The organism is Streptomyces sp. NBC_01092 (assembly GCF_045039535.1).
Lineage (GTDB): Bacteria > Actinomycetota > Actinomycetes > Streptomycetales > Streptomycetaceae > Streptomyces.
Genome location: NZ_CP108659.1, coordinates 2170407 through 2196945, shown reverse-complemented (window position 1 = coordinate 2196945; position 26539 = coordinate 2170407). Strand labels below are relative to the sequence as shown.

The 26539-nt window shown below is 71.6% G+C and carries 29 protein-coding genes and 5 tRNA genes; 23 read left to right on the top strand and 11 right to left on the bottom strand.

The annotated features are described in order from the left end of the window. The first annotated feature begins 300 nt into the window (after positions 1 to 300). The 3 genes from OG254_RS09710 (at position 301) to OG254_RS09700 (ending at position 2609) form a co-directional block, all read left to right on the top strand. The gene (locus tag OG254_RS09710; protein WP_405579516.1) at positions 301 to 1476 is read left to right on the top strand and encodes a glycerophosphodiester phosphodiesterase; all 1176 of its coding nucleotides are present in this window, start codon (positions 301 to 303) and stop codon (positions 1474 to 1476) included. Positions 1477 to 1550: 74 nt separating this feature from the next. After that, on the top strand, positions 1551 to 2066 hold the full coding sequence (locus OG254_RS09705; protein WP_405579513.1) for a sigma-70 family RNA polymerase sigma factor: 516 nt from the start codon (positions 1551 to 1553) through the stop codon (positions 2064 to 2066). Between the two features lie 45 nt (positions 2067 to 2111). Further along, positions 2112 to 2609, top strand: coding sequence for a GNAT family N-acetyltransferase (locus OG254_RS09700; protein ID WP_405579511.1), 498 nt, complete (start codon positions 2112 to 2114; stop codon positions 2607 to 2609). Here the strand turns inward: OG254_RS09700 and OG254_RS09695 are convergent. The 3 genes from OG254_RS09695 to OG254_RS09685 all read right to left on the bottom strand — a co-directional run bounded on the left by OG254_RS09695 (position 2599) and on the right by OG254_RS09685 (position 3758). Continuing rightward, positions 2599 to 3036, bottom strand: coding sequence for a hypothetical protein (locus OG254_RS09695; RefSeq protein ID WP_405579509.1), 438 nt, complete (start codon positions 3034 to 3036; stop codon positions 2599 to 2601). The two genes, OG254_RS09700 and OG254_RS09695, sit on opposite strands and share 11 nt — an antisense overlap. Beyond that, on the bottom strand, positions 3017 to 3376 hold the full coding sequence (locus OG254_RS09690; RefSeq protein WP_405579507.1) for a hypothetical protein: 360 nt from the start codon (positions 3374 to 3376) through the stop codon (positions 3017 to 3019). The genes OG254_RS09695 and OG254_RS09690 overlap by 20 nt, the downstream gene beginning before the upstream one ends. Positions 3377 to 3440: 64 nt before the next feature. Continuing rightward, complete coding sequence (locus OG254_RS09685) at positions 3441 to 3758, bottom strand: hypothetical protein (protein WP_405579504.1); 318 nt, start codon at positions 3756 to 3758, stop codon at positions 3441 to 3443. 65 nt (positions 3759 to 3823) lie between these two features. On the opposite strand from OG254_RS09685, the gene OG254_RS09680 reads away from it, so the two are divergent. The 10 genes from OG254_RS09680 to OG254_RS09635 all read left to right on the top strand — a co-directional run bounded on the left by OG254_RS09680 (position 3824) and on the right by OG254_RS09635 (position 16785). Next, positions 3824 to 4471: an HAD family hydrolase gene (locus OG254_RS09680; RefSeq protein WP_405579501.1), complete on the top strand. Its 648-nt coding sequence runs from the start codon at positions 3824 to 3826 to the stop codon at positions 4469 to 4471. Positions 4472 to 4788: 317 nt separating this feature from the next. Continuing rightward, complete coding sequence (locus OG254_RS09675) at positions 4789 to 5823, top strand: methionine ABC transporter ATP-binding protein (protein ID WP_405579498.1); 1035 nt, start codon at positions 4789 to 4791, stop codon at positions 5821 to 5823. Beyond that, positions 5820 to 6545 (top strand): methionine ABC transporter permease, encoded by a 726-nt coding sequence (locus OG254_RS09670; protein ID WP_147997112.1) that lies wholly within the window; start codon positions 5820 to 5822, stop codon positions 6543 to 6545. Before OG254_RS09675 ends, OG254_RS09670 begins: the two co-directional genes overlap by 4 nt. A gap of 75 nt (positions 6546 to 6620) precedes the next feature. Further along, positions 6621 to 7454, top strand: a complete 834-nt coding sequence (locus tag OG254_RS09665) for a MetQ/NlpA family ABC transporter substrate-binding protein (protein WP_405579494.1) — start codon at positions 6621 to 6623, stop codon at positions 7452 to 7454. Positions 7455 to 7615: 161 nt separating this feature from the next. Further along, positions 7616 to 8254, top strand: coding sequence for a GNAT family N-acetyltransferase (locus OG254_RS09660; protein ID WP_405579492.1), 639 nt, complete (start codon positions 7616 to 7618; stop codon positions 8252 to 8254). A 114-nt stretch (positions 8255 to 8368) separates the two neighbouring features. Then, positions 8369 to 9577, top strand: coding sequence for a precorrin-6y C5,15-methyltransferase (decarboxylating) subunit CbiE (gene cbiE / locus OG254_RS09655; RefSeq protein WP_405579490.1), 1209 nt, complete (start codon positions 8369 to 8371; stop codon positions 9575 to 9577). Between the two features lie 368 nt (positions 9578 to 9945). After that, on the top strand, positions 9946 to 14094 hold the full coding sequence (gene cobT / locus OG254_RS09650) for a nicotinate-nucleotide--dimethylbenzimidazole phosphoribosyltransferase (protein ID WP_405579487.1): 4149 nt from the start codon (positions 9946 to 9948) through the stop codon (positions 14092 to 14094). 159 nt (positions 14095 to 14253) lie between these two features. After that, a complete protein-coding gene (cobA, locus tag OG254_RS09645) occupies positions 14254 to 15495 on the top strand; it encodes a uroporphyrinogen-III C-methyltransferase (RefSeq protein WP_405579485.1) in 1242 nt (413 codons plus the stop codon). Positions 15496 to 15559: 64 nt separating this feature from the next. Then, positions 15560 to 16378, top strand: coding sequence for a TrmH family RNA methyltransferase (locus OG254_RS09640; protein WP_405579483.1), 819 nt, complete (start codon positions 15560 to 15562; stop codon positions 16376 to 16378). Between the two features lie 11 nt (positions 16379 to 16389). After that, entirely contained in the window at positions 16390 to 16785 is a 396-nt protein-coding gene (locus OG254_RS09635; protein WP_405579480.1) for an NUDIX domain-containing protein, read from the top strand. Positions 16786 to 16832: 47 nt separating this feature from the next. Here the strand turns inward: OG254_RS09635 and OG254_RS09630 are convergent, their stop codons facing one another. Then, complete coding sequence (locus OG254_RS09630; RefSeq protein WP_405594914.1) at positions 16833 to 18284, bottom strand: protein kinase domain-containing protein; 1452 nt, start codon at positions 18282 to 18284, stop codon at positions 16833 to 16835. A 196-nt stretch (positions 18285 to 18480) separates the two neighbouring features. On the opposite strand from OG254_RS09630, the gene OG254_RS09625 reads away from it, so the two are divergent. From OG254_RS09625 to OG254_RS09610, 4 genes are all read left to right on the top strand, one after another. Next, the gene (locus tag OG254_RS09625; RefSeq protein ID WP_351197071.1) at positions 18481 to 18720 is read left to right on the top strand and encodes a hypothetical protein; all 240 of its coding nucleotides are present in this window, start codon (positions 18481 to 18483) and stop codon (positions 18718 to 18720) included. 246 nt (positions 18721 to 18966) lie between these two features. After that, positions 18967 to 19161: a hypothetical protein gene (locus OG254_RS09620; RefSeq protein ID WP_147997122.1), complete on the top strand. Its 195-nt coding sequence runs from the start codon at positions 18967 to 18969 to the stop codon at positions 19159 to 19161. A 369-nt stretch (positions 19162 to 19530) separates the two neighbouring features. Then, positions 19531 to 20469 carry a phosphotransferase family protein gene (locus OG254_RS09615; protein ID WP_405579476.1) on the top strand — a complete coding sequence of 313 codons (939 nt, stop codon included), beginning with the start codon at positions 19531 to 19533 and terminating at the stop codon, positions 20467 to 20469. An 80-nt stretch (positions 20470 to 20549) separates the two neighbouring features. After that, positions 20550 to 20843 (top strand): zf-TFIIB domain-containing protein, encoded by a 294-nt coding sequence (locus OG254_RS09610; RefSeq protein ID WP_147997123.1) that lies wholly within the window; start codon positions 20550 to 20552, stop codon positions 20841 to 20843. A 51-nt stretch (positions 20844 to 20894) separates the two neighbouring features. On the opposite strand, the gene OG254_RS09605 is transcribed toward OG254_RS09610, so the two are convergent. From OG254_RS09605 to OG254_RS09585, 5 genes are all read right to left on the bottom strand, one after another. Further along, a tRNA-Val gene (locus OG254_RS09605) sits at positions 20895 to 20966 on the bottom strand. 61 nt (positions 20967 to 21027) lie between these two features. After that, positions 21028 to 21099: transfer RNA gene (locus OG254_RS09600), tRNA-Val, on the bottom strand. Between the two features lie 20 nt (positions 21100 to 21119). Beyond that, positions 21120 to 21191: transfer RNA gene (locus OG254_RS09595), tRNA-Val, on the bottom strand. A 1-nt stretch (position 21192) separates the two neighbouring features. Then, positions 21193 to 21266 (bottom strand) — tRNA-Cys (locus OG254_RS09590). A gap of 38 nt (positions 21267 to 21304) precedes the next feature. Further along, positions 21305 to 21377 (bottom strand) — tRNA-Gly (locus OG254_RS09585). A gap of 178 nt (positions 21378 to 21555) precedes the next feature. Here OG254_RS09585 and OG254_RS09580 point away from each other — a divergent pair. Genes OG254_RS09580 through OG254_RS09570 form a run of 3 tightly spaced genes read left to right on the top strand, consistent with a single transcriptional unit; the run spans position 21556 to position 24378 of the window. Next, on the top strand, positions 21556 to 22683 hold the full coding sequence (locus OG254_RS09580) for a chorismate-binding protein (RefSeq protein WP_405579473.1): 1128 nt from the start codon (positions 21556 to 21558) through the stop codon (positions 22681 to 22683). Beyond that, the gene (locus OG254_RS09575) at positions 22680 to 23501 is read left to right on the top strand and encodes an aminotransferase class IV (RefSeq protein ID WP_405579470.1); all 822 of its coding nucleotides are present in this window, start codon (positions 22680 to 22682) and stop codon (positions 23499 to 23501) included. The genes OG254_RS09580 and OG254_RS09575 overlap by 4 nt, the downstream gene beginning before the upstream one ends. 52 nt (positions 23502 to 23553) lie before the next feature. Further along, positions 23554 to 24378 carry a GNAT family N-acetyltransferase gene (locus OG254_RS09570; RefSeq protein WP_405579467.1) on the top strand — a complete coding sequence of 275 codons (825 nt, stop codon included), beginning with the start codon at positions 23554 to 23556 and terminating at the stop codon, positions 24376 to 24378. A 7-nt stretch (positions 24379 to 24385) separates the two neighbouring features. Here the strand turns inward: OG254_RS09570 and OG254_RS09565 are convergent, their stop codons facing one another. Continuing rightward, positions 24386 to 24913, bottom strand: a complete 528-nt coding sequence (locus OG254_RS09565) for a DsbA family protein (RefSeq protein WP_405579464.1) — start codon at positions 24911 to 24913, stop codon at positions 24386 to 24388. Between OG254_RS09565 and OG254_RS09560 the strand changes: the two genes are divergently transcribed. From OG254_RS09560 to OG254_RS09550, 3 genes are all read left to right on the top strand, one after another. Further along, positions 24912 to 25046 carry a hypothetical protein gene (locus OG254_RS09560; RefSeq protein ID WP_351197058.1) on the top strand — a complete coding sequence of 45 codons (135 nt, stop codon included), beginning with the start codon at positions 24912 to 24914 and terminating at the stop codon, positions 25044 to 25046. The two genes, OG254_RS09565 and OG254_RS09560, sit on opposite strands and share 2 nt — an antisense overlap. A gap of 82 nt (positions 25047 to 25128) precedes the next feature. Beyond that, positions 25129 to 25572, top strand: coding sequence for a hypothetical protein (locus OG254_RS09555; RefSeq protein WP_405579461.1), 444 nt, complete (start codon positions 25129 to 25131; stop codon positions 25570 to 25572). Positions 25573 to 25726: 154 nt separating this feature from the next. Beyond that, entirely contained in the window at positions 25727 to 25879 is a 153-nt protein-coding gene (locus OG254_RS09550; RefSeq protein ID WP_007502994.1) for a hypothetical protein, read from the top strand. A 70-nt stretch (positions 25880 to 25949) separates the two neighbouring features. Here the strand turns inward: OG254_RS09550 and OG254_RS09545 are convergent, their stop codons facing one another. Next, positions 25950 to 26510, bottom strand: a complete 561-nt coding sequence (locus OG254_RS09545; RefSeq protein WP_351197054.1) for a CGNR zinc finger domain-containing protein — start codon at positions 26508 to 26510, stop codon at positions 25950 to 25952. Positions 26511 to 26539: the final 29 nt, after the last annotated feature.

Here is a 26539-nt window from a genome sequence, read left to right as displayed (position 1 = left end):
GGGTCCCGCACATCGGGTGGGCCGACTTCACTCAGGTCTTACTCGCCGTTGACCCACGTTTACCTGCGGTGACGCGCCGTCGACCGTCCGTAACGCGCACGCAATGATGTGACGGACATCGCTCACGGGCGCTCCGTGCGAGTGCCCCGCAGGTCCGCGGTGAATCCGACGCGTCGTCACCTCGCCCTTCTCACGCGACATCCGGAGTCCCCCGCGAGTTACGCCCCGGGTCTCCCACCTGTCATGGACGCGCACCTACGATCGGCGCGCATCGATGAGGAGAAGGCAGGAAGGGCGCTCATGGGAACCCAGGAGAACGAGCAGACGGCCGAGACCGGTCGGCGGAGGCTTCTCGGCGCGGCCGTGCTCGGCGCGGGCAGTGCGGTCCTCGGCCTGTCCGGTACGGCGAGGGCCGCGGAGGCCCGGCACGGAGGCGGTGGCGTGAGCGGTGGCGTGAAGAGCCTGCCCAAGCCGACGATCATCGGCCATCGCGGCGCGAGCGGCTACCGGCCCGAGCACACGCTGGGCTCCTACCAGCTGGCCCTCGATATGGGCGCCGACATCGTCGAGGCGGGTGACCTGGTGCCCACCAAGGACGGCCATCTCGTCTGCCGGCACGAGCCGGAGATCGGCGGCACGACCGACGTCGCGGACCACCCCGAGTTCGCCGACCGCAAGAAGACGAAGTCCCTCGACGGCGTCGCCACGACCGGCTGGTTCACCGAGGACTTCACGCTCGCCGAGCTGAAGACCCTGCGCGCGACCGAGCGCATCCCGGCGAACCGCCCGCACAACACCCTCTACAACGGTCGCTGGGAGATCCCGACCTTCGAAGAGGTCCTGAAGTGGCAGGAGGAGCAGACCCGCAAGCGCGGCAAGCAGGTCTGGATCTACCCCGAGCTCAAGCACCCCACCTACTTCCGCAAGCAGGGCCTCGCCCTGGAGGAGCGGGTCGCCAAGGTGCTGCACAAGTACGGCAGGGACAAGCGGAACTCGCCGGTCATCATCCAGTCCTTCGAGCCGACCAGCATCCAGCGCATGAACAAGCTGGTCGACAACCCGCTGGTGGTCCTGCTCTCCGGCGCGACGACCCGTCCCTGGGACTTCGTCGAGACGGGTGACCCGCGCACCGTCGCCGACCTGGTCAAGCCGGCCGGCCTGCGCGAGATCGCCTCCTACGCCCAGGGCATCGGCCCCACCCTGGACCTGGTCATCCCGAAGGACGCGGCCGGCAACCTCACCAGGCCGACGACGCTGGTGGCGGACGCGCACAAGGTCGGCCTGATCCTGCACCCCTACACGATGCGCAACGAGAACCCCTTCCTGCCCGCGAACTTCCGCAAGGGCACCGACGCGGACGCCTACGGCGACGTCTTCGGCGCCTACCGGACGTACTTCGCGACCGGCATCGACGGTGTCTTCACCGACAACCCCGACACGGGCCTGCTGGCCCGCGAGGACTTCGTCAACGGCTGAGACCCGCGCCCCGGTTGGGGTGACTGTCGGCCGCCCGGGCAACCCCGTGCCCGGGCGGCCGCGTCGTGCCGCATATGACGGACGACCTGGTTGCCGCCCTGCGCCCGCTGCTCGTCGCGGAGGCCCGCGCCGAGGCGCCCGCCTCCGGAGCGGAGCCGGGCGACCTCGAACAGGCGGTCTGGCTGCGCCTGCTGGAAAGACTCGACGCCGACGGCCCGCCCGTGGACCCGCACCGCTGGCTGCGCAGGGCCGTGCGCTCCGAGGCGCGCCGAAGCCGTCGTACGACGAATCGTGAGCGGCCCTACGGGAGCGAGAGCGAACCCGCCGCCGACACCGATCGCCACGACCCCGAACACCTCGCCCTCGCGGCCGCCCGCCGCCGGGACCTGCGGGACGCCGTGCGGCGCCTGCCCGGCCGCTGCCCCCGACTCGTGGAGGCACTGCTCTCCCCGAACGACCTGACATACCGGGAAATCGCGGGGGAGTTGGGTATCTCACAGGGCAGTCTCGGCCCGGAACGTTCCAGATGCCTGGGATGTCTGCGCCGATTGCTCACACCGGAGGTTGCGGCCCGGAGTACGCGGGGATAGGAGTGGGGGACGACAGGCGATCAGGTGAGCGGGAGGCGTGCGCACATGGGCATGAGCGTGACCATCTCTGCGGCGACCGTGCAGGACGCGGAGCAGATCTTCAGGTTGCAGTACCTGTGCTTCCAGAGCGAAGCGGCGCTGTATGGCAATTACCGCATCGACCCGCTCGTTCAAACCCTGGACTCGGTCCGGGCCGAGGTGACCGCGGACTGCGTCTTCGTGGCCCGGCTCGGCGAGGAGGTGGTCGGCTCCGTCCGCGGCAGCGTCACCGAGGACGGCTCGGCCGCCATCGGCAAGCTCTGCGTCCACCCCCGCCTCCAGGGCCACGGCATCGGCGCCCGCCTCCTGCGCGCCGCGGAAGCCGCCCTGACCGAACAGCGCGGCGCCAAGCGGTTCCGCCTGGAAGCGGGCCACCGCAGCGAGGGCAACCTACGGCTGTACCGCAAGGTCGGCTACGAGGCGGTGGGCACGTCGAAGGGCGCGGACGGCGTCCCGATGGTCGTCCTGGAGAAGGCGGCGGGCACCTACGCGGCTACTGCTTGACGGTTCGTGCCTTGCGGAGCCAGTACAGGGCCGACAGGGGCAGCAGTACGGGGATGAACAGATACCCCATGCCGTAGTCGGACCAGACGGTCGCGTCGGGGAACGCCGAGGGTTCCACCAGGGTCCAGGTGCCGACGATCAGAACGCCCGCGAGCTCGGCGGCGCAGCACACCAGCGCCGCCTTGCGGGCCCTTTCGCCGCCCCTGACGAGCGTGTACGTGATGAATCCGTACACGAGCCCCGCCACCGCCGACAGCGAGTAGGCGAGCGGCGCCCGGTCGAACTCCGTCGCGATCTGGTACGCCGAGCGCGACACCGCCCCGACGACCATCACGCCGTACAGCCACACCAGCAGGATGCCCGGCCCGCTGATCAGTCGCGTCGGCTTCTCTTCCGTCACGGCCACCTCAGCCTCCCCAGATGTCATAGAGCCGCACCTCCAGCACGGCCAGCACCACACCGCCGGCGGCGACCGTCACCGAACCCCACTTGGACCGCTCGGCCAGCGACATGAAGCCCGCGGCCGGGATGCACGCGAACGACCCCAGCAGATACGCCACGAAGATCGTCGTGCCCTGCTCCGGCTTCTCGCCCCGCGCCAGCAGGACGATCCCGACCACCAGCTGCACCAGGGCCAGTACCGTCACCACGGCCATCCCGATGAAGTGCCAGTCCTTCGTCGCCTGGTCACGGTAGGCCGCCCAGCCGCACCAGGCGGCGAGCAACAGCGCGGCGACCCCGGTCACCAGCGTCAGGGCATCAAACATGCGGCGAGCCTATTACGGCCCAAAAGGCCCGATGCGGCCGCCCCCGGCGGCCGGCCGACGGCGGTCAGCCGGCCGGTTCGTCGGCGACGAGGCCGCTGTTCACGCATCGCTGCCACAACCTGTGCCGCCACTCGTTCGCATCGGGTTCCGGCCGGACGGTGAACACCGGGTTCGGCCCCGTCTCGATCAGGTGCAGCAGCGACCAGGCCACGCCGTGGCAGTCGTCGGGGCCGAAGCAGTCCGCCAGCGCACGGGCCTCCTCGCCCGTCACCGGCCGGGCGATGGCGTCCAACTGCTCGACTCGACGATCGATCTCGTCCCCGTCGTCGTACCCACTGGGCAACTCGCCGTCGGCCACGAAGGCCGCCACCTCCGGTCTCATGCCTGCATGATCGACGCCCGAGGCCGTGTCCGGCAAGCTCCGGCGGGCGCCGTAGGGTCTAGACCATGACGATCCACGCACGCGCTCTCCTGTTCGACAACGACGGCACCCTGGTCTCCTCCCTCGACTCCGTGGACCGCTGCTGGGCCCGGTGGGCCGCGGAGTACGGGATCACGGAGGAGTTCGGCAGGGTCGAGCTGCACGGGCGCCCGGCCGTCGAGATAGTCGCCGAACTGCTGCCCGCCGACGTCGTGCCGGAGGCCCTCGCCCGGATCGAGAGCCTGGAGGTGGAGGACGTACCGAACGGGGGCGTGCACCTGCTCCCCGGCACCAGGGCGTTCCTCGACTCGCTGCCCGCCGACCGCTGGGCCGTCGTCACCTCCGCCACCCGCCGCCTCGCCGAGGCCCGCCTCGACGCCGTCGGCATCCTCCCGAAGACCATGATCACCGCCGACGACATCACCCGCGGCAAGCCCGACCCCGAGCCCTACCTCCTCGCCGCCCGCGAACTGGGCGTCGAGCCGGCCGACTGCGTCGTCTTCGAGGACGCCCCCGCAGGTCTCGCGGCCGGCCGCGCCGCCGGGATGACCACCGTGGCGTTGACCACAACCCACCAGGCCCACGAGGTCGACGCCGATCTGGTGGTGAAGGACCTGTCGGCCCTGTCCGCGCTGGTCAACGACGGGGGAGTGGAGATCTCCGTCCGCGGCTGAGGGGCGTCCACCGCTGTCCGCAATGCGGACAGCGGTTCTTGGTCACCGCAGTACGTCTGTTTTACTGATCGCATGACCACGACGAGCTGCCGCACCCTTGCGACCGAGGCGACCATGACGCCCGGTGCTCGTTGTATGTGTCGAATGCGCGCCTTCTAGAGGGCCCCCGCACCACTCTGAGCCTCGCGCCCCGAAGCGAGCCGCCGTGGCACGTCCGTACGCCTGATGCCGTACGTGACCGAGTTGCCCGCGCATGACTTCCCTCCCGTACCAGGGCACACCCACGCCCGCGTACTCGACAGTGACGGAAAACCCCAGTGATCACGACATCAGGCCTGACCAAGGTCTACCGCTCGCGCGGCCGTGAGGTCACCGCCCTGGACGGCGTCGATCTGCACGTCCGCGAAGGCGAGGTGTACGGCGTCATCGGCCAGTCCGGCGCCGGCAAGTCCTCGCTCATCCGCTGCGTCAACCTGCTGGAGCGCCCCACCGCCGGCACGGTGACCGTCGCCGGACAGGACCTCACCGCCCTGGCCGGACGCGGACCCCGCGCCGGCAAGGAGCTGCGGCAGGCACGCAGCCGTATCGGCATGGTCTTCCAGCACTTCAACCTGCTGTCCTCGCGGACGGTGCAGGACAACGTCGAGCTTCCGCTGGAGATCCTCGGCACGTCGGGCAAGGAGCGCTCCCGCAAGGCGCTCGAACTGCTCGACCTGGTCGGACTGGCCGACAAGGCCAAGGCCTACCCCGCCCAGCTCTCCGGCGGCCAGAAGCAGCGCGTCGGCATCGCCCGCGCCCTGGCCGGCGACCCCAAGGTGCTGCTCTCCGACGAGGCCACCAGCGCCCTCGACCCGGAGACCACCCGCTCCATCCTCCAGCTGCTGCGCGACCTGAACCGGCAGCTGGGCCTGACCGTCCTGCTCATCACGCACGAGATGGACGTCGTGAAGTCGATCTGCGACTCCGCCGCGCTGATGGAGCAGGGCCGCATCGTCGAGTCCGGCACGGTCAGCGAGCTGCTCGCGACCCCCGGCTCGGAACTCGCCTCCGCGCTCTTCCCGGTGGGCGGCGAGGCCACCGGCGACGACCGCACCGTCGTCGACGTCACCTTCCACGGCGAGGCCGCCACCCAGCCGGTCATCTCCCAGCTGTCGCGGACCTACAACATCGACATCTCGATCCTCGGCGCCGCCATCGACACCGTCGGCGGCCTCCAGGTCGGCCGGATGCGCATCGAACTGCCCGGCCGCTACGAGGACAACGTCGTGCCGATCGGCTTCCTGCGCGAACAGGGCCTGCAGATCGACGTACTGGGCCAGGAGCCCGTTCTGCTGAAGGAAGGCGCCAAGTGACCTGGTCCGAGATGCAGCCCCTGCTGGAGCAGGCGTGTTGGGACACCCTCTACATGGTCGGCTGGTCCACGTTGATCGCCGTCGTCGCCGGACTTCCGCTGGGCATCCTCCTCGTCCTCACCGACCGGGGCGGACTGCTCCAGAACGTCGTCGCCAACAAGGTGATCGGGCAGGTCGTGAACGTCGCCCGCTCGATGCCGTTCATCATCCTGATGGTCGCGCTGATGGGCTTCACGCGCTCGATCACCGGGACGACCATCGGCCGCGAGGCCGCCATCGTGCCGCTCGCGATCGGCGCGATCCCCTTCTTCGCACGCCTGGTTGAGACGGCTGTCCGCGAAGTGGACGGCGGACTCGTCGAGGCCGTGCAGTCGATGGGCGGCAACACCTGGACCATCGTGCGCAAGGTCCTCGTACCCGAGTCCCTGCCGTCCGTCATCGCCAGCACCACGACCACCGTCGTCGCCCTCATCGGCTACTCCGCCATGGCCGGCACGGTCGGCGCCGGCGGCCTCGGCGACATCGCCATCCGCTACGGCTACCAGCGCTTCGAGACCGAGCTGATGTGGCTCACCGTCGCGATCCTCGCCGTCGTCATCTCCCTCATCCAGTTCGCCGGCGACTACGCGGCCCGCTCCCTGCACCGCCGCGGCGGCCAGTCGGGCCCGGCGCCGAAGCTGCGGCTGCTGAAGGCGTCGACGGCCACGAGCAAGACCGTCTGAATCCGGTCCGGCTCCCCTTGATCCCCCCGAACACCCATGTCGGGGTCGCACCACCCATAAGGAAAGGCACTTTTCGTGCGTAACACCGCCAAGATCACCACTGCCGTCCTCGCCGCCGGAGCCCTCACCCTCGGGCTCTCCGCCTGCGGCTCGGACAAGGACTCCGGTTCCGACACGAGCGCCCCGCTTAAGGTCGCCGCCACTCCCACCCCGCAGGGCGAGATCCTCACCTACGTCAAGGACAACCTCGCCAAGAAGGCCGGCCTCGAACTCGAGGTCAAGGAGTTCACCGACTACGTGACGCCGAACACCGCCGTCCAGCAGGGTGAGGTCGACGCCAACTACTTCCAGCACCAGCCGTACCTGGACGACTTCAACAAGAAGAACGGCACCGACATCGTCGCCGTGCCGAACGCCACGGTGCACCTGGAGCCGCTCGGCGTGTACTCCCAGGGCGTCAAGAAGCTGACGGACCTGAAGAAGGGCGCCTCGATCGCCCTGCCGAACGACACCACCAACGAGGCCCGCGCGCTGAAGCTGCTCGAAGCCAATGGCGTGATCGAGCTCAAGGCGGGCGCCGGCTACGCAGCGACCCCCAAGGACATCGCCTCCAACCCCAAGAACCTCCAGTTCAAGGAGCTCGAGGCGGCCCAGCTGCCGCGCTCCCTCGGTGACGTCGACGCCGCGGTCATCAACGGCAACTACGCCCTGGAGGCCGACCTCAGCCCGGCCAAGGACGCCATCGCCGCCGAGTCGCCCAAGGACAACCCGTACGGCAACTTCCTCGCCGTCAAGAAGGGCAACGAGGACGACCCGAGGGTCAAGAAGCTCGCGACGCTGCTCACCTCGCCCGAGGTGAAGAAGTTCATCGCGGACAAGTACGACGGCGCGGTCGTCGCGGCGTTCTAAGAGGTCAAGCGTTATCTGACGGTGCGTTTACCGCGTATCGCCACGCACGGGGTCCACTCCTTCACTTGGTGTGGACCCCGTGGTGCAGTTCAGTGCTTTCATGCTGCATGCTGGGCAGTTCAGCAGGCCTTGAACGTTCGTCGAAGGTTACGGAGCGTCGCATGACTAGCACCTTCCCCAACATCTCCATCAGCACGGAGCGGTTGGTGCTGCGTCCCCTCGACGAGGACGACGTGCCCGCGCTGGCCGAGATGATGAACGACGAACAGGTCGGCGCCTGGACCGACGTCCCCCAGCCCTTCACCGAGGAGGGCGCCCGCAACTGGATCGCCGAGTACGCCCCGGCGGAGCGGGAAACCGGCCGCGGACTCGACCTCGCCGTCACCGAGTTCCTCACCCAGCGCCTGGTCGGCGTCGTCCAGCTGGCCAAGACGAACTGGCATGTGCGCGCCACCGAGTTGTCGTACATCGTCGCCCCCTGGGCCCGCGGCGAGGGCTACGCCTCCGAGGCCGCGCTCGCGATCGCCCAATGGCTGTTCACCGACCAGAAGTTCGAGCGCATCGAGCTGCGCACGGCCGCTGACAACACCGCCTCCCAGCAGGTCGCCCAGAAGATCGGCTGCATCAGCGAGGGCGTCCTGCGGGGCGCGTGCATAGCGCACGTCCGCAGGGACGACGGCACCTGGGCCGATGTACGCACCGACTTCATCGTATGGAGCCTCCTGCCGGAGGACCTCGACGGCGCCGGGGACCAGCTGGCCGACAGCGGCGGCTTCACCTCGTTCGGCGAGTGGAACTGACGCGAAACGAACCCTCGGGCATCGGGGGCGCCGAAACGGCGACCAGGTACGCTCACGGAGCGCGCCCTCGGGCGCCCCCACGACGACCTGCGCAAACCCTGGAGACTGACGACGATGGCCGACCGCGTCACGGTGATCGGCTGGGACGGCTCGCCGCTGACCGCCGCGGCACGCTCCGCCCTCGGTGCCGCCACGCTCGTGGCCGGTGCCGCCCACCACCTGGCGCTCCCCGAGGTGCCGCCCACCGCCGAGCGCATCCGCCTCGGCAGCGTCGCCCTCGCCGCCCGCCGCATCGCCGGCCACCGCGGCACCGCGGTCGTACTGGCCGACGGCGACCCCGGCTTCTTCGGAGTCGTACGGACCCTGCGCGCACCCGAGTTCGGCCTGGAGGTCGAGGTCGTCCCCGCCGTCTCCTCGGTCGCGGCCGCCTTCGCCCGGGCCGGCATGCCCTGGGACGACGCACAGGTGGTCGTCGCACACCGCCGCACCCTGCGACGCGCGGTGAATGTGTGCCGCGCCCACACCAAGGTCGCCGTCCTCACCTCACCCGGCGCCGGCCCGGCCGAACTCGGCCTGCTCATGGAGGGCGTCCACCGCACCTTCGTGATCTGCGAGGAACTGGGCACCGAACGCGAACAGGTCTCCGTCGTCACCTCCGACAAGGCCGCCGACCACACCTGGCGCGACCCGAACGTCGTCATCGTCATCGGCGCCACGGTCGCCGCGGCGGAGGGGGGATGGATCGCCGGCCGCGACCCGGGCACCGGCCCGCGCGGCTGGACGCTGCCCGCCGAGTCCTACGGCGGCCTCATGAGCGAGAGCGAACTCGAACCGCTGCGCGCGGCCCAACTCGCCCGGCTCGGCCCCCGCGTCGGCGACCTCGTGTGGGACATCGGCTGCGCCAGCGGCGCCTTCGCCACCGAGGCCGCCCGGGCCGGCGCCGCCGTCATCGCCGTCGACCGCGACCCGCAGGCCTGCACCCGTACCGAGGCCAACGCGCGCGCCTTCGGCGTCCAGCTCCAGATCGTCCACGGCGCCGCCCCGCACGTCCTGGAGAACCTCCCCGAGCCGGACGTCGTCCGCGTCGGCGGCGGGGGAGCGGCCGTCGTCTCGGCTGTCGCCGACCGGCGCCCGCAGCGCATCGTCGCCCACGCCGAGACTCGTGACGACGCCGAACTCATCGGCCGTGGCCTGACCGAACACGGCTACGACGTCGAGTGCGCCCTCCTGCAGTCCGTCGAACTCGACACGCGGGCCTGGACGGAGCGCGAGCGGAGTGTCGCGTTCCTGCTCAGCGGGGTACTGCCCGACCGCACAGGGTGAGCGCCCACCCGTCCCCGTGATCCTGTTGTCGTACCGCGCGCGGTAGGCTGGCCGATCGTTGTACCGCACTCGGTCGCCCGGCACTTCGTCGGTCAATGTCCGGAAAAACACGCCCCGTTTGGGGAGAGTGTGGTACGGCGGAACCGGGGGACGCGCAACGTGGCGCAGTCCACAGCGGCCTGTCGCGGATCAGCCTGTCGCGACGGTCGAATGGCCAGGACAATGCCACTCAATGGCTTTGTCGCCTTTTTGAGGCGGGTCGTTCGTGCCGCTGGGCAGGCACGCTCGTTCTTCACTGCGGGGGCGGTCGGTGCGCCGCTCCCGGTGAGCTGGTCGTATAAGCACTAACCGATGGGCGAGGGGTACGCATGACCGACACCGGCCAGGTCCCGGGCGAGGGACTGCCGGAGAGCGCAGGCACGGTGGAGCAGCCGGGCGCCCCCGTGGCGCACGGTACGTACACCTACCTCTCCGAGACCACCGCCGAGGACGAAGACCTGCTGATGCCCGGCACCCAAGGGGCCTGGGGCAACGAGGTCGCCCCGCCCATGCCGGAGCCGGTGGTCGAGACCCTGCACGAGCCGGGCCCGCACGAGATCTCGGGCCGCGACAGCGGCTCGGTCGACCTCAGCGGCGTCCGCCTCCCGGGTCCGACGACCCCCATGGCACCCACGACGCCGATCCCCCCGATCACTCCGCGACGCCCCCTGCACCTGGGCCCGCCCACCCCGGACGCCTCCGCCAGCCCGGTCCGCTCACTCGCCGACCGCGGCGCCGTCGGCACACCGGTACGCCAGCCAGGCCTGGCTCCGGCCGGCCCCGAGTACCTCGACGCCACGGTCCCGCAGCCTGCGGCGCCCTGGGGCGCTCCCGCCCCCGCCCAGGCAGAGGCCCCCGTGCCGTCGAGCACCGAGGCGGCGGCTGCCGAAACGGTTGTCCCCACCGAGCCGCCGGTGGGCGTGGCACAGGCGGTCGTGGCGCGGGTCGCCACGGAGGCCGGTCCCGTGACGGGCGAGGTTCAAGAGGCCGGTGCGTCCGGAGTGCAGGAGAGCGGATACGACGGTCAGGTGCCGTCGGGTGGCGAGGTGGCCGCGGTCGCTGTGCCCGTCGCCGAGGCGGTGCCCGGTCAGGACGCGGTTCAGGGACCGGTGGCCGCGGGTGCCGTGGAGGTCACCGGGGACGGGGCCGTTCCGGGGGACGCAGGGTTCGTGCCCGCTCCCCAGGGCGACCAGGTCTCGCCCGTCGACCCGCCTGTCTCGGATGGAGGCGATGTCCCGACGGCCGGTACGGCAGCCGGGGACACGCCGGTGAGCGAGGCCGTCCCGGCTGCTGGGCCCATGCCCGGCGGGGACGGTGCCCAGGACGCCGGGCAGGTCCCGGTGGTCGGCGAGGCTCCGGAGGGCGGCGCTGCGATCGGGCAGGTTCCGGTCGGTGCCGAGGCTGTCGGGGTTGCCGATGTCGTCGAGGTCGCCGAGGCCGTCGTGAGTGAAGAAGCGCACGTCGCCGAGGTACCGGTGGCCGAGCCCGGGCAGGTCGCCGCCATTTCCGAGGGCGACCAGCTCCCCGAGACGCCCGCTGCTGAGGCCGCTCAGGTGGTCGACGCCCCCGTCCCGCAGAGCGAGCCGCTTCCCGAGGTATCCGTTCCTGACGTCGCGCAGGTCTCCGACGCTCCCGCTCCGGAGGGGGTTCAGGTTCTCGACGGTGCTGTGCCCGAGGCGCCCGCTCCGGTCGCCGAGCCCCTTGCCCCGCAGGCCGTCGCCGCTCCCGAAGCGACCCACCCGCCCGAGGTTGTCCACTTCCCCGAGGCCGCGCAGGCTCCCGGGGCCGCCCAGTTCCCCGAGGCCGCGCAGGCTCCCGAGGCCGCCCAGTTCCCCGAGGCCGCGCAGGCCCTCGTGGATGCCACCCCGGCCACACCGGATGCCGCTCAGGCCCTCCAGTTCGAGGACGCCGAGCATCTCGCACCCGTCCCGCAGCCGGACGACGCCGGCGCCGCGCCGATCGACGGCGCCCCCGCAGCCGTAGCCGCCGAACCGCTCCCGCAGCCCACGGACGTGGCTCAGGCCGCTCGTCCGAGCGAGCCCGTCGTCCCGGTCGAGCAGCCCGTTCAGGACCCGCAGCAGGCGCAGGCCCTCGAAGCTGTCGTCCCCGACGCGCGCCTCGCACCGCCCCAGCAGCCGATGCACGAAGGCGCTCCGACGGAGGCCGACGCAGAGGCACCGGTGGCAGCCGCCGCAGCTGTCGCCGAACCGTCGGCCTCGTTCCCGGACGCCCCGCAGGCCCCGGACCTTGCCGCCGCCCCGAACCTCGTCGATCCGCAACCGGCCCCGGCAGAGGTCGTAGCGGCCGAGACTCCCGAGCCGCCGTTCGTCGCCGAACCCGCCGGTCCGCAGCTGCGGGCCCAGGCTCAGGCCGAGCCTGTACAGATCGCGGAGGACCCGGCTCGCACGCCCGTCGAGCCCACGGCGTCCGGCGAGGGTGAGGCCGCCGTCCTGTCGGGCGGCATCCCCCACGAGCCCGTACCGGACCCGCCCATGGGCCAGTTCGTGCAGGTCGAGGGCTCGGTGCCGACGACCCCCCACCTCGCCCCGACGCCGCCGCAGCCGATCGTGCTGCCCGTGGCGGAGGGACCGGGCCCCGTCATCATGGTGCCCGCACCCCGCGACGGCGGCCCCGAACTCGTACAGCACGCGGACGACCTGGACACCCGGGCCGCCGATCAGGAAGACCAGGAAGACCAGGCGGAAGAGAGCACGGCCGTGGTCGAAGAGACGCGACAGCCCACCGGTCCCGCGGCGCCCGCCTACGACGACGCCGAACGCGAGGCCGTCCTCAAGGTCATGCGCGAGCGCCGCGACATCCGCAACGGCTTCCGCAGCGACCCCATCCCGCACGAGGTCCTGCTCCGGGTCCTGGAGGCCGCCCACACAGCGCCCTCCGTCGGCCACTCCCAGCCCTGGGACTTCGTCGTCATCCGCTCGGCCGACACCCGGCGCACCATGCACGAGCTGGCGACGCGTCAGCGCGACGCGTACGCCAAGTCCCTCCCCAAGGGCCGGGCGAAGCAGTTCAAGGAACTGAAGATCGAGGCCATCCTCGACACCCCGGTGAACATCGTCGTCACCGCCGACCCGACCCGCGGCGGCCGCCACACCCTCGGCCGGCACACCCAGCCGCAGATGGCGCCGTACTCCGCCGCGCTCGCGGTCGAGAACCTCTGGCTCGCCGCCCGCGCCGAGGGCCTCGGCGTCGGCTGGGTCAGCTTCTTCGACGAGCGCGAGATGGTCCGCGCGCTCGGGCTGCCCGAGCACCTGGAGGTCATCGCCTACCTGTGCGTCGGGTACGTCGACGAGTTCCCGGACGAGCCCGAGCTGATGCAGGCCGGCTGGTCCAAGCGCCGCCCGCTGTCGTGGGTCGTGCACGAGGAGACGTACGGCCGCCGCGCCCTGCCCGGCGAGGAGCCGCACGACCTGCTCGCCGAGACCGTCGCCCAGATCCGCCCGCTGGACGCCAAGGCGCTCGGTGAGGCGTGGGAGCGGCAGAAGCGGATGACCAAGCCGCCGGGCTCGCTCGGCATGCTGGAGATCATCTCCGCCCAGCTGTCCGGCCTGTCCCGGCAGTGCCCGCCGCCGATCCCGGAGCCCGCGGCCGTCGCGATCTTCGCCGGCGACCACGGCGTGCACGCCCAGGGCGTCACCCCCTGGCCGCAGGAGGTGACGGCCCAGATGGTCGCCAACTTCCTCGGCGGCGGCGCGGTCTGCAACGCCTTCGCCGGACAGGTGGGCGCCGAGGTGTGCGTCGTCGACGTCGGCGTCGCGGCCGACCTCCCGGCCACCCCCGGCCTGCTGCCGCGCAAGGTCCGCGCAGGCACCTCGGACATGACGACCGGCCCCGCGATGACCCGCGACGAGGCCAAACAGGCCATCGAGGTCGGCATCGAGACGGCCCGCGATCTCGTGGCGGCCGGCAACAAGGCGCTGCTGACGGGTGAGATGGGCATCGCCAACACGACGGCGTCCGCCGCGCTCATCTCCGTCTTCACCGGCGCCGAACCCGCCGAGGTCACCGGCCGCGGCACCGGCATCAACGACGAGACGCTGGCCCGCAAGACCGAGGTGGTGCGCCGCGCGCTCGAGGTCCACCAGCCCGACCCGGCCGACCCCATCGGCGTTCTCGCCGCGATCGGCGGCTTCGAGCACGCAGCGCTCGTCGGCCTGCTGCTGGGCGGCGCGTCGCTGCGCACGCCGGTGATCCTGGACGGCGTCAGCGCCGGCGCCGCCGCCCTGGTCGCCCGCGCCATCGCCCCCGAGGTCCTCGCGGCCTGCATCGCGGGCCACCGCAGCGCCGAGCCAGGCCATGTGGCCGCCCTCAACAAGCTGGGCCTGCGCCCCCTGGTCGACCTCGACCTCCGCCTCGGCGAGGGCACGGGCGCCCTGCTCGCGCTCCCGCTGGTGCAGAGCACGGCGAGGGCGATGCACGAGGTGGCGACGTTCGACTCGGCCGGGGTCACCGAGAAGTAGCCGCATGACTGGGGACCCGGGGACGTGCAACCCCCGGGTCCCCAGTCACGTCGCCACGGTGGCCCAGCCATCGGACACCCGAATCGTCAGAACCGTCGGCAGCATAAAATCCGCACGTCAGGGCATCGCACCGCCGCCGCAAAAGGGAGCCGCACCCTCATGGCCGAAAACCCCGCCTACCCCGTAGGCCTCCGCCTCACCGGCCGCCGGGTCGTCGTCCTCGGCGGCGGCCAGGTCGCCCAGCGCCGCCTCCCGGCACTCGTCGCGGCGGGCGCCGACATCGTCCTCGTGTCCCCGGACGCGACCCCGTCGGTCGAGGCGATGGTGGACGCGGGCGAGCTCACTTGGCACAAGCGCAGCTACGAGGACGGCGACCTCGCCGACGCCTGGTACGCCCTGATCGCCACCAGTGACCCCGAGGCCAACACCGCGGCCTCCGCCGAAGCCGAGCGCCACCGCGTGTGGTGCGTGCGCTCCGACGACGCCGACGCGGCCACCGCCTGGACCCCGGCCACCGGCCACAGCGAGGGCGTCACGGTCGCCGTCCTCACCACCGACTCCCGCGGCCGCGACCCCCGCCACACCGCCGCCATCCGCGACGCCGTCGTCGAGGGCCTGCGCGACGGCACCCTCGTCGCCCCGCACCACCGCACCCGGACACCCGGCGTCGCCCTGGTCGGCGGCGGCCCCGGCGACCCGGACCTCATCACGGTGCGCGGCCGCCGCCTGCTCGCCGAGGCCGACGTCGTCATCACCGACCACCTCGGCCCGCGCGACCTGCTCGCCGAACTGCCCTCCAGCGTCGAGGTGATCGACGCGGCGAAACTGCCGTACGGCCGTTTCATGGCCCAGGAGGCCATCAACAACGCCCTGATCGAGCACGCGAAGCAAGGCAAGTCGGTCGTACGTCTCAAGGGCGGCGACCCCTTCGTCTACGGCCGTGGCATGGAGGAGGTCCAGGCGCTGGCCGAGGCCGGCGTCCCGTGCACGGTCGTCCCCGGCATCTCCAGCTCGATCTCGGTCCCGGGCGCCGCCGGTATCCCGGTCACCCACCGGGGCGTCGCCCACGAGTTCACGGTGGTCAGCGGCCACATCGCCCCGGACGACGAGCGCTCCCTGGTCGACTGGCCGTCCCTCGCCAAGCTGACCGGCACGCTGGTCATCCTCATGGGCGTCGGCACCATCGGGAAGGTCGCCGAGACCCTCATCGCCCACGGCAAGCCCGCGGACACGCCCGTCGCCCTGGTCCAGGAGGGCACGACAGCCGCCCAGCGCCGGGTCGACGCGACCCTCGCCACGGCCGCCGAGGTGGTGCTCGCCCACGAGGTGAAGCCGCCGGCGGTGATCGTCATCGGCGAGGTCGTGAACGTAGGACCGAGCGGAGCGAGCACCTCCGCGTAACCGCGGGTAACGCAACCCGTCCCGAACCGTTGGCACCGCACCCAGGACAAGGCAGTATCACTCTGTGGCCGATCTCATCACCGTCGATGACCCCACCGACCCGCGCCTGCGCGACTACACGGGCCTGACCGACGTCGACCTGCGCCGCAAGCGCGAGCCGGCCGAGGGCCTGTTCATCGCCGAGGGCGAGAAGGTCATCAGACGGGCGAAGGAAGCCGGCTACGAGATGCGGTCGATGCTGCTGTCGGCCAAGTGGGTCGACGTCATGCGCGACGTCATCGACGAGCTCCCGGCCCCGGTGTACGCGGTCAGCCCGGACCTCGCCGAGCAGGTCACCGGCTATCACGTGCACCGCGGCGCGCTCGCGTCGATGCAGCGCAAGCCGCTGCCGACGGCGACCGAGCTGTTGCAGACCGCCCGCCGTGTCGTCGTCATGGAGTCGGTCAACGACCACACCAACATCGGCGCCATCTTCCGCTCCGCGGCCGCCCTCGGCATGGACGCCGTCCTGCTCTCACCGGACTGCGCCGACCCCCTCTACCGCCGCAGCGTCAAGGTCTCCATGGGCGCGGTCTTCTCGGTGCCGTACGCCCGCCTGGAGACCTGGCCGAAGGGCCTGGAGTCGGTCCGCGAGGCGGGCTTCACCCTGCTCGCCCTCACCCCCGACGAGAAGGGCAAGACCCTGGACGAGGCCGCGCCGCACCGGATGGACAGGGTCGCGCTGATGCTCGGCGCCGAGGGCGACGGCCTCTCCACCCAGGCCCTCGTCGCCGCGGACGAATGGGTCCGCATCCCGATGGCCCACGGAGTCGACTCCCTCAACGTCGGTGCGGCGGCCGCGGTCGCCTTCTACGCGGTGGCCACCGGCCGCCCCCGGTTCTAGGGCGTCCCCACATGAGCCGGGGCGAGGCGATCGTCGCGGTCCTGCTCCGAGCCGACCGCGTCCTCGCCGTCCGGCGCGGCCCCGCCGTCGCGCGCCCGGGCTACTGGCAACCCGTCAGCGGCAAGATCGAGGCGGGGGAGACCCAGCGGGACGCCGTCGTCCGGGAGGTCCAGGAGGAGGTCGGCCTCACCGTCGTACCCCTCGCCAAGGTCTGGGAGTCGCAGACCGACGACGGCAGCTTCCGTCTGCACTGGTGGACGGCGCGGGCCGAGACGGGCGACGTCGTCCCCGACCCGGACGAGGTCGGAGAGGCCCGCTGGGTCACGCCGCAGGAGTTCCTGTCCCTGGACCCGGTCTTCGAGGGCGACCGCGAGTTCTTCGAGCGGATCCTGCCCGCACTCCTCTGACACCTGCCGTCCGGCGCAGTCCACCGGGGCGGGGCCGCCCATGCCACCTACTCGGGAATCTCGACCGTCGATTCGTACCGCTGGGACATCTCGTCTCCGTCCAGCGGCTTGAAGTCCGGCTCCATCTGCTCCTGCTGCGGACGCACGACCTCCCCGTCCCCGGTCCCGCCGAGCCCGCGGTCCGGGCCCTGGCAGCCCTGCGCCGCCGCGATGCCGAGCGCCACGAGCACCGTCACGACGACGAACACGAACAGCCGCTGCCGGAGCAGCTGAGGATTGGCGGGCCTGCGGCCCGTGCCCGTGTTCCGGGGGGCCGGACGTCCGTTGCCGCCGCGTGGCGCGGGCCGGCTGCCGCCGCCCCGCTCGGTGGGCCGGCTGCCGCCCGCCGAGCGGGGTGTGGTGCGGGGGCCGGGCATCGGCCGGGTACCGGAGCGGGACGGCGGCGGACCGCCCTGCGGGGCGCCGGTGCCCCTCGGCGGAGCCGTGTCGCGGGCGGGGCCGGGGACGCGCGGGGTGCCCGTGCCCCGCGGCATGGCGGAGCCGCGGGGCGGGGGAGCGCCTTGCGCGCGCCGCCCGGCACGCTGCTGGTCGGAGTAGGTGTCGGCGAGCCGCCCGGTGGGCCGGTCCGACTCCGGGGACCGCGGGGCCGGCGGGCGTACGTCCGCGAAACCCTGCGCCTCCCGGGCCGCGATCTCCTTCAGACGCAGCGACAGCTGAAGGGTGCTGGGACGGTCCTCCGGGTCCTTCGCCAGGCAGGCCCGCACCAGCGGGGCCAGGGCGTCCGGTACGCCGTGCAGCTGCGCCTCCTCGTGCACGACGCGATACAGCATCACCTCGGAGCTGCCGTGCCCGAAGGGAGAGTCCCCCATCGACGCGTACGCGAGCGTGGCGCCGAGGGAGAAGACGTCCGTGGCCGGGGTGACGGCGGCGCCGCGCACCTGCTCGGGCGCGAGGAAGCCGGGGGAGCCGACCGCCGTGCCGACATGGGTGAGGGTGGAGGCACCCGTCGCCCAGGCGATACCGAAGTCGATGATCCTGGGCCCCTTGGGGGACAGCAGGATGTTGGACGGCTTGAGGTCCCGGTGCACGACACCGGCCTCGTGGACGGCGACCAGCCCCTCGGACAGCGCGGCCCCGACGGCGGCGACCTCCGCCGCGCCGAGCGCGCCTTCGTCGGCGACCTTGTCGTGCAGGGAGGGCCCGGGCACGTACTGCGTGGCGAACCACGGCCGCTCCGCCTCAAGATCGGCGGCCACGAGCCGTGCCGTACACCCCCCGCGAATCCGCCGTGCCGCCGAGACCTCACGCGCGAAGCGTGAGCGGAACTCCTGATCCTCCGCCAGATCGGGCCGGATCACCTTGAGCGCGACCCGCTGCCCCTTCTTGTCGGAGCCCAGGTAGACGACGCCCATCCCGCCCGCGCCGAGCCGTCTGTGAAGCCTGAACGAGCCGACGACGCGCGGGTCCTCGCGCCTCAGGCGCATCATCGCCATGTTCATCCCCGCTGCCCGGTCCGTCTGACGAGCCACAGCTTACGTTTCCGCGGGCCGCCGTGCGCAGAGGCCGCGCCCTCTCGGGCCGACGGATTGTCAGTGGCGGGTGGGAGACTTGAAGGGTGGTCAGAGGGTGGGTGAGCAGGGCGACTTCGGTCCCCTGCCACCCCCAACCGTCCGTCGCAGAAGGGGGATTGGGCTCGTGAAGGGTGATCGGGTGGAGATAGTCGTGGACGCCGGGGACACGACGCGTACGTATGAGGTGGTGGCGAGCAGGGCGGGCCGCAGGGTGGAGACGGCGGTGCGTCGAGGTGTCGTGGAAGTGAGCGAAGTCACCCGAAGCGGGTCTGTGGTGCGTACGGCCCGCTTCATGGCGAACCGGGTCCTGGCCCTGGTCGAGCAGCCGATACCGCGGGAGGACAGCTCGGAGAAGAGTCAGTAGAAACCGGGGCAGACCGGGCGTCCCCTCGGGGAAGACCCCGAGACCTAGGACCTCGTCTCCACCCAGGGGAGTACTCCGCAGGTCATGGCTCATCCTCCGGGAGGCCCGCCAATCGGTACGAGGGCATGACGTGCCGGAGCGGCCGCGCGCCTAGATTTGAGGTCAAGCGGCGGGTGCAGCACTCGTCCCCCGAGGTCAGACACCCGCCGCTGCCAACGACAACTGACACAGGTCAGGAGAGGGACCATGGCCCAGACGGCACCGCGGACACTGATCCGTATCCAGGAGCGCACCATGCGCCCCCGCCGCCAGGGCCGCCGCCACCCCTTGGTGGCGACGCTCATGGCCCTTCCCCTGGCGGCCCTTCTCCTCCTCGTCTTCGACGGCTGGGAGACAGTGGCCACACAGGCGTCGTCCGTGGGAGTGATGCTGGGGCGCTGAGCGGCGACCCCAGGCCCGGAAGAGCGGTCCGGGCGGGGACATCCACCCATGAAACCCCGTGGGGACGGGGGTGCGGCGGACGGCACAAATGCCGGCGCAGCTGGGGAGCTGCGCCGGCATTGCTTTTCCCTGAAACCGACGGGGCCCTGTGAGACAGGGCTTCCTCTGGATGCCGGGCGGTATTATCCAGCCCGTCTGAGGGTCCCCCCTGCTCGAAGAGCTTGGGGGAGTTTGAGGACGAGGCCCGTTCAGGACCGAAGCGGGGGTCTGGGGGGCGGCAGCCCCCAGCTGGGCTCCATGGACGCTGAGCACCTTGACAGCCGCGGCACCCGGCGGCCCGGCCCGGACCACCCCGCACAAGGGACACCCGTGACCCCGAACCCGCTCCTGCCCGACCTCACCGCACGAGCCATAGCCGCGGCCCACTCACGTAACTCCGCCTGCCCCTGCGGAGCAACCGTCACCCTCGCCGAACGCCCCGACGCCACCGTCGTCCGTCACGCGGACACCGTCGCCAAGGCCCACGCCCCGGACATCACGCTCCCCGACCTGGCACCCCGCCTGGCTGCCGCCACGCGCCTCCCCGAGATCTTCCTGCCCCCGCTCACCCCCATACCCGTCGACCTGCACGACCGGCCCGTGAGCTTCTGGCCGTACGGCACCCCGGTGGACCCCCAGGATCCGGACGCGGCCCCCTGGGAAGCGGTCGCGACCCTGCTCGCCCGTCTGCACCGCACCCCCGCAGCCACCCCTCTGCCTCCCATGCGAGGCCCCGCGAAAGCCGCCCTCGCCCTGTCCCGCCTGCGCGTGGCCACCGACGGCAGCCCCGCCACGGCCGTCCTGCGCGCCTGGGACACCCTCCCCGCCTGGGCTCGGGACGAGGCGCCCCAGCCGGACACAGCCACCCTCTGCCACGGCGATCTCCATCTCGGCCAGCTCGTGCGCCACCCGGCACCGGACGGCCCCTGGCGGCTCATCGACGTCGACGATCTTGGCGTGGGCGCTGCGGCCTGGGATCTGGGCCGCCCGGCCGCCTGGTTCGCCTGCGGGCTGCTCCCGCCCGACGAGTGGCACCGGTTCCTGACCGCCTACCGTGCCGCCGGCGGTTCGGCAGTGCCCGGCGACGGCGACCCCTGGCCCGCGCTGGACGTCCCGGCCCGCGCTCTCACCGTGCAGACCGCGGCCCGCGCGATCACCAAGGCCGCGGCCGAGGGACGCCCCCTGGACGAGGTCGAACAGGCCCTCGTCGACGCCTGTGACCGAATGGCTTCCGTCCCCCCGGAGTTGGTCCACGATGAGGCGAAGTAGGGTGCAACCGACCACAGCCGGACAGTGTCTGTCCTGGCGATACATGAAGCAGGACCGACCGGCGAGGAGTTGAGCCGACCATGCAGTGTCCGAAGTGCCATGCGCCGATGCACACCTACAACCGCAATGGTGTCCAGATCGAGCAGTGCAGTGGCTGCCGCGGGATCTTTCTCGACTACGGCGAGCTGGAGTCGCTGACCCGCCTGGAGGGCCAGTGGTCCCAGCCCGCCCCGCCGCCCCCGGCCGCCCCGCAGGCCTACCCGGCGGCCGCCCCGCAGGCTCCGGCCTGGGGCGCCCAGCACGGTGGCCACCACGGCGGTCACTACGGCCACAAGCGTCACAAGAGCTTTGGCCACATGCTGTTCTCCAGCTGAGCCGCACCGGCACGACGAAGCCCCCGGTCATCGACCGGGGGCTTCGGTGTGTGGACGATACTGGGATTGAACCAGTGACCTCTTCCGTGTCAGGGAAGCGCTCTCCCGCTGAGCTAATCGTCCTCGGGACCGTGACCGACCATTGACCCGAAGATCATCGATCCAAAGATCACGGAGCACTGCGTGCGCGATACTGGGATTGAACCAGTGACCTCTTCCGTGTCAGGGAAGCGCTCTCCCGCTGAGCTAATCGCGCGGGGGGATCCGAAGATCCAGTGGACGATACTGGGATTGAACCAGTGACCTCTTCCGTGTCAGGGAAGCGCTCTCCCGCTGAGCTAATCGTCCTTGGAGGTGGAGACGGGATTTGAACCCGTGTAGACGGCTTTGCAGGCCGTTGCCTCGCCTCTCGGCCACTCCACCAGGAGTGTAGGGGTTCGGGATGATCCCCTGTTCCATCGAGCGGACGACGAGGCTCGAACTCGCGACCTCAACCTTGGCAAGGTTGCGCTCTACCAACTGAGCTACGTCCGCTTGTCGTTTCGTTCCGCTCCCGCGGCCCGGCGACGTGTTGAACTCTAGCGGATTCCGGAGCCAGTACAAAAACGCGTTTGTGCAGCGTGCTGCGCTGCACCTGCTCAGGGACCGGATGGAGCTTCCCGAAGGGACATGGCCAGGTCACCCGTAGGACACCGGCCATAGACTCGACTGCGTGCTCGACCTCCCTCCCCTTGCCCGCTTCGGCGACCGCGTCGCCACCGGCCTCCTCGACGTCACCAGCGATCCCGCGGCCTTGGAGTCAAGTGGCTTCTGGGCCGTCTGCGCCGACTTCGAGGGCGGTCTGACCTGCGCCCGCTTCCGGGACGTACGCGAGGAGCCCGTGCCCGCGCCGGTGCCGGGGGAGTGGCTGGGGCCCACGGCCGATGACTGGGTGTCGTCCCTCGACCGCGCCGCGTACACGGCGGGCGTGCGGCGCATACGTGAGCACATCGCGGCCGGCGAGGTCTATCAGGCGAATCTGTGCCGCGTACTGAGCGCGCCGATCGGGGCGGGCGCCGATGTGGACGCCCTGACCGCCCTGTTGGCCCGCGGCAACCCGGCGCCGTACGCAGGAACGATCCGGCTGCCGGGGCACGGGGTCGAGATAGCCACCGCTTCGCCCGAACTCTTCCTGCGGCGTGACGGGCGTGTCGTCGAGTCCGGGCCGATCAAGGGCACCGGGCGGACCGAGGCGGACCTGCTGGAGAAGGACTTCGCCGAGAACGTGATGATCGTGGACCTGGTGCGCAACGACATCGGCCGCGTGTGTGCCACCGGGACGGTCACCGTCCCCGATCTGTGCGCCGTCGAGAAGCATCCCGGCCTCGTCCATCTGGTCTCCACCGTCCGCGGTGAGCTGCGCCCCGACGCCGGCTGGCCCGAGCTGCTCGGCGCCGCCTTCCCGCCCGGCTCCGTCACCGGCGCGCCCAAGTCGAGCGCGCTGCGGATCATCGACGCGCTGGAGACGGCGCCCCGCGGGCCGTACTGCGGAGGCATCGGGTGGGTCGACGCCGACCGGGGTGTCGGCGAGCTGGCCGTCGGGATCCGTACGTTCTGGATCGACCGGGGCGAAGGGGTGCTGAGGTTCGGGACCGGCGCCGGGATCACCTGGGGGTCGGATCCCGAGGGGGAGTGGCGGGAGACCGAACTGAAGGCGTCCCGGCTGCTCGCGGTAGCGTCGGGGGCGTACGAGGTGAGTGGAGAGGGACTGCAATCGTGCTGTGCCAGCCCGGGGGACAACCCCCGGACCCCCGGCCGCAGCCAGGTCCCGGGTATGGATTTGCGAGGTGGGGACCAGTGAAGATCTGGCTCGACGGCGGGCTGCAGGACATGGAGTCCGCCCGTGTCTCCGTCTTCGACCACGGGCTGACCGTGGGCGACGGCATCTTCGAGACCGTGAAGGCGGTGGACGGCCGTCCGTTCGCGCTGACCCGGCACCTCGACCGGCTGACCCGCTCGGCGCTCGGTCTCGGCCTGCCCGAGCCCGACCACGACGAGGTCCGCCGCGCCTGCGCCGCCGTCCTTGAGGCCAACCCGATGCCGCTCGGCCGGCTGCGCATCACCTACACCGGCGGCCACGGCCCCCTGGGCTCCGACCGCGGCGAGCACGGCCCCACCCTCGTCGTCGCCCTCGGCGAGACCACCCGCCGGCCCGACTCCACGGCCGTGATCACGGTCCCCTGGACCCGCAATGAACGCGGCGCCCTCACCGGCCTGAAGACCACCTCGTACGCCGAGAACGTCGTCGCCCTCGCCCGCGCCCACCAACACGGCGCGTCCGAGGCCCTGTTCGCGAACACCGTCGGGCAACTCTGCGAAGGCACCGGCTCGAACGTCTTCGTCGTCCTGGACGGCGAGATCCACACCCCGCCGGTCGCCTCGGGCTGCCTCGCGGGCATCACGCGCGCGCTCACAGCCGAGTGGACCGGAGCCAAGGAGACGGACCTGCCGCTGGACGCGCTGGAGCGGGCCGACGAGGTCTTCCTCACCTCCACCCTGCGGGACGTCCAGGCCGTGCACCGCGTCGACGACCGTGAACTGCCGGGCGCACCGGGCCCGGTGACCGCGAAGGCCATGCGGATCTTCGAGGAGCGGTCCGGGGACGACCTGGATCCGTGAGGGCGGGGAAAATGAGCTGCCGTGGGGCGGCGGGGTGGGTAGAACACCCCTGATGACCACGACCCTGCGGCCGACCGAGCCGCTTCAGCGCAACGACGACGGGACCCGTTCGCGCCGCTATCAGGTGTGTGTGAACGGCCGACCCGTGGGCGCCCTTCACCTCGGGACACATCCCGTCTTCGGCGACGCGGTGGCCCGGATATCGGAGCTGCGGATCGAGGAGCCGGACCGGCGCCGGGGCCGCGGCACCGTGGCCGCCCTCGCGGCGGAGGAGGTGGCGCGCGGCTGGGGCTGCCGACGCATCGAGACGATGGTCTCCGGCGCCGCCGGACCGGCGCTGCGCCTGGCCACGGCCCTCGGCTACGTCGTACGCAACCGCGGCATGGAGAAGGCGCTCGGCGACACTCCGCCCGAACTGCCTCCGGGCAGCCGGGCGCGGCCCATGACTCAGGCCGAGTACGGTCCCTGGCTGGCCAAGGGCCAGGAGGACTACAGCCGCAGCTGGATCGACCGCGGGGTGCCGGAGGCAGAGGCCCGGGCCAAGTCCGAGCGTGACCACGCGACGCTGCTGCCTGACGGCCCGCGCACACCGGATGTGTTCCTGAGCGTCCTGGAACACGAGGGGACCCCGGTGGGCACCTTGTGGGTGGCGGCGCACGAGGACCGTGCCTATGTCTACGACGTCGCGACCGACCCCGATCACCGCGGCAAGGGACACGGCCGCACCCTGATGCTGGTGGCCGAGGGCCAGGCGATCGTCGCGGGACACCGCGTCCTCGGCCTCAACGTCTTCGCGGGCAACGCGCCGGCCGAGCGGCTCTATGAGTCACTCGGCTACGAGACGAAGCAGTACGTCCTGTACAAGGCGTTGCTGTAGGGCCCGGTCAGGCGCCCGCCTGCTCGGCGAGCAGCCGGTCCGCGATCTCCTCGACGCGTTGGCGCAGCCCTTCCTGGCTCTTGCCGCCGTCGAGGCGCTCGCCGCCGATCACATACGTCGGTGTGCCGGTCACGCCGATCGCCTTGCCCTCGGCCTGGTCGGCGTCGACGATCAGGATGTGCCGGCCGTCGATCAGCGCGGTGTCGAACTCCTCGGCGTCCAGGCCCAGTTCCCGGGCCACCTCGACCAGGAAGGGTTCCCCCTTACGGTCCAGCTCCTCGACCCGGCCCAGTACGGCCTCGACGTACGGCCATCCCTGCCCCTGCTCGAGAGCCTCCTCGGCGGCCTGCGCGGCGGCGAAGGCGTGCTTGTGCTTCTCCAGCGGGAAGTGCCGCAGCCGCAGGTCCAGCCGGTCCCCGTAGCGGGCGCGCAGGGCACGGAGATCGTCCAGGGCGCTGCGGCAGTCGGGGCACTGGAGCTCGCACCAGACGTCGAGGACGGGGGCGGCGGGGCGGTCGGGGGAGGAGTCGCTCATGGTCCCAGTCTCCCAGTCCGGGCCCGGACGGCCCAATCCGACCTGGGCCTCGGTGGGGGCCGGCCCGGGTGCCGGGACCCTGACCGGCACCTGCGGAGGAGACGACCCGGAGATGTCCCTGATGTCGGCGTGAGGCATGGCCGGGCGGGGTCGGCACGGTGCAGGATGGAAGGGACGAAGTGCCCTGTCCCGACGCAGCCTGCCTGGAGGCCCGGATGATTGCCGAGACCGTCTGTTCAGCCGTCGCCGCGGCCGGCCTGGGCATCGCGGTGGTCACGGCGTACCGCAAGCGTTTCCTCGCGGCCACACGCATCGCCGCCTACTCCCTGGTGCCCCTTGGCCTGGTGATGACCGGAGTCGTCGACTGGCTGGCGGACACCGCGTTCAGCCCGACGGCCTGGGCGGGCTTCGGCGTCCTCGGGGTGTCCTGGCTGCTGTTCTCGACCACCCGGGCGGTGGAGCGTCGCCGCGGCGGTACCCGCAAGGACCGCAAGGAGGCCCGCGCCGCCGCGCAGAGCGAGGCCGTGGCTCCGGCGGCATCGGCGCCCTCGCTGGGCCCGGGCTCGCGTCAGTCGACCCGGCCCGCGACCGCACCGAAAGCGCAGGCCGGGGAGGACTTCAGCGACATCGAGGCCATCCTCAAGAAGCACGGCATATGACGCCCGCGCGCAGGACTGAAACGACACAGTGGGTCGCCCCCCGGCCGTAAGTGATCAAGACCCGGACCGGACATCACGGAATCCAGCGAACTCCCGCTCATTCCGGGCGTGTTGATCGCGCGCAAGGCCGTAACTACGTCATCATCGCCGCGAGATGCTGGACACGACACAGAGCGAGGCCGCACCGTCTCAGGACGAGCCTCGCGGGTGCCTCTTCGCCCTCTCCCAGCCACCGCTGATGATCTTCCTTGCGGTGATCGGGTGTCTGCTCCTCATGGCTGCGCTGCACGATCTGCTGCTGCTCTGAGCCGTACCCGCGGCCCCCGGCGCCACCCGCCGGGGTCCGCGTCGACACACCTGTCGTGTCGGCGGGCCGCTCAGCCGGCCGCTTCCTTGCGGCGCGCACGGTAGGCGGCCACATGCAGACGGTTTCCACAGGTACGGCTGTCGCAGTAGCGCCGCGAGCGGTTACGGGACAGATCCACGAAGGCATGCCGGCAGTCCGGCGCCTCACAGCGCCTGAGCCGCTCCTCCTCCCCGGCCACCACGAAGAACGCCAGCGCCATGCCGCAGTCCGCCGCGAGGTGGTCGGCGACGGAGGCGCCGGGGGCGAAGTAGTGCACATGCCAGTCGTAGCCGTCGTGGTCGGTGAGGCGCGGGGTGGTGCCCGCGGCGGCCACCAGCTCGTTGATCAGGGCCGCGGCGATCCGGGCGTCCGGGGCCGCGAAGATCGCGGCGAACCGCGCGCGCACCTTGCGCACCGCCGACAGATCGAACTCCGACAGCACCCCGACATCGCTGATTTCGTGCTTTCGTACGAAATCTCCTAGAGCGGCGACATCCGCCAGTCCGTCCGACGTCTCGTCGCCCTCCGGCACGGTGTTCACCAGATCCACCACGGCATCGAGTGCACACCGGGTGTCATGGGTGATCAGCACGTTTCGCTCCCTGGCCTGGTGGTCGGGCG

What these genes read in the sequence shown, in the direction of transcription:
- OG254_RS09710 (WP_405579516.1), top strand. Translation starts at nt 301, where the DNA reads ATGGGAACCCAGGAGAACGAGCAGACGGCCGAGACCGGTCGGCGGAGG.
- OG254_RS09705 (WP_405579513.1), top strand. Translation starts at nt 1,551, where the DNA reads ATGACGGACGACCTGGTTGCCGCCCTGCGCCCGCTGCTCGTCGCGGAG.
- OG254_RS09700 (WP_405579511.1), top strand. Translation starts at nt 2,112, where the DNA reads ATGGGCATGAGCGTGACCATCTCTGCGGCGACCGTGCAGGACGCGGAG.
- OG254_RS09695 (WP_405579509.1), bottom strand. Translation starts at nt 3,036, where the DNA reads ATGACATCTGGGGAGGCTGAGGTGGCCGTGACGGAAGAGAAGCCGACG.
- OG254_RS09690 (WP_405579507.1), bottom strand. Translation starts at nt 3,376, where the DNA reads ATGTTTGATGCCCTGACGCTGGTGACCGGGGTCGCCGCGCTGTTGCTC.
- OG254_RS09685 (WP_405579504.1), bottom strand. Translation starts at nt 3,758, where the DNA reads ATGAGACCGGAGGTGGCGGCCTTCGTGGCCGACGGCGAGTTGCCCAGT.
- OG254_RS09680 (WP_405579501.1), top strand. Translation starts at nt 3,824, where the DNA reads ATGACGATCCACGCACGCGCTCTCCTGTTCGACAACGACGGCACCCTG.
- OG254_RS09660 (WP_405579492.1), top strand. Translation starts at nt 7,616, where the DNA reads ATGACTAGCACCTTCCCCAACATCTCCATCAGCACGGAGCGGTTGGTG.
- cbiE (WP_405579490.1), top strand. Translation starts at nt 8,369, where the DNA reads ATGGCCGACCGCGTCACGGTGATCGGCTGGGACGGCTCGCCGCTGACC.
- cobT (WP_405579487.1), top strand. Translation starts at nt 9,946, where the DNA reads ATGACCGACACCGGCCAGGTCCCGGGCGAGGGACTGCCGGAGAGCGCA.
- cobA (WP_405579485.1), top strand. Translation starts at nt 14,254, where the DNA reads ATGGCCGAAAACCCCGCCTACCCCGTAGGCCTCCGCCTCACCGGCCGC.
- OG254_RS09635 (WP_405579480.1), top strand. Translation starts at nt 16,390, where the DNA reads ATGAGCCGGGGCGAGGCGATCGTCGCGGTCCTGCTCCGAGCCGACCGC.
- OG254_RS09630 (WP_405594914.1), bottom strand. Translation starts at nt 18,284, where the DNA reads ATGAACATGGCGATGATGCGCCTGAGGCGCGAGGACCCGCGCGTCGTC.
- OG254_RS09620 (WP_147997122.1), top strand. Translation starts at nt 18,967, where the DNA reads ATGGCCCAGACGGCACCGCGGACACTGATCCGTATCCAGGAGCGCACC.
- OG254_RS09610 (WP_147997123.1), top strand. Translation starts at nt 20,550, where the DNA reads ATGCAGTGTCCGAAGTGCCATGCGCCGATGCACACCTACAACCGCAAT.
- OG254_RS09570 (WP_405579467.1), top strand. Translation starts at nt 23,554, where the DNA reads ATGACCACGACCCTGCGGCCGACCGAGCCGCTTCAGCGCAACGACGAC.
- OG254_RS09560 (WP_351197058.1), top strand. Translation starts at nt 24,912, where the DNA reads ATGGTCCCAGTCTCCCAGTCCGGGCCCGGACGGCCCAATCCGACCTGG.
- OG254_RS09565 (WP_405579464.1), bottom strand. Translation starts at nt 24,913, where the DNA reads ATGAGCGACTCCTCCCCCGACCGCCCCGCCGCCCCCGTCCTCGACGTC.
- OG254_RS09555 (WP_405579461.1), top strand. Translation starts at nt 25,129, where the DNA reads ATGATTGCCGAGACCGTCTGTTCAGCCGTCGCCGCGGCCGGCCTGGGC.
- OG254_RS09550 (WP_007502994.1), top strand. Translation starts at nt 25,727, where the DNA reads ATGCTGGACACGACACAGAGCGAGGCCGCACCGTCTCAGGACGAGCCT.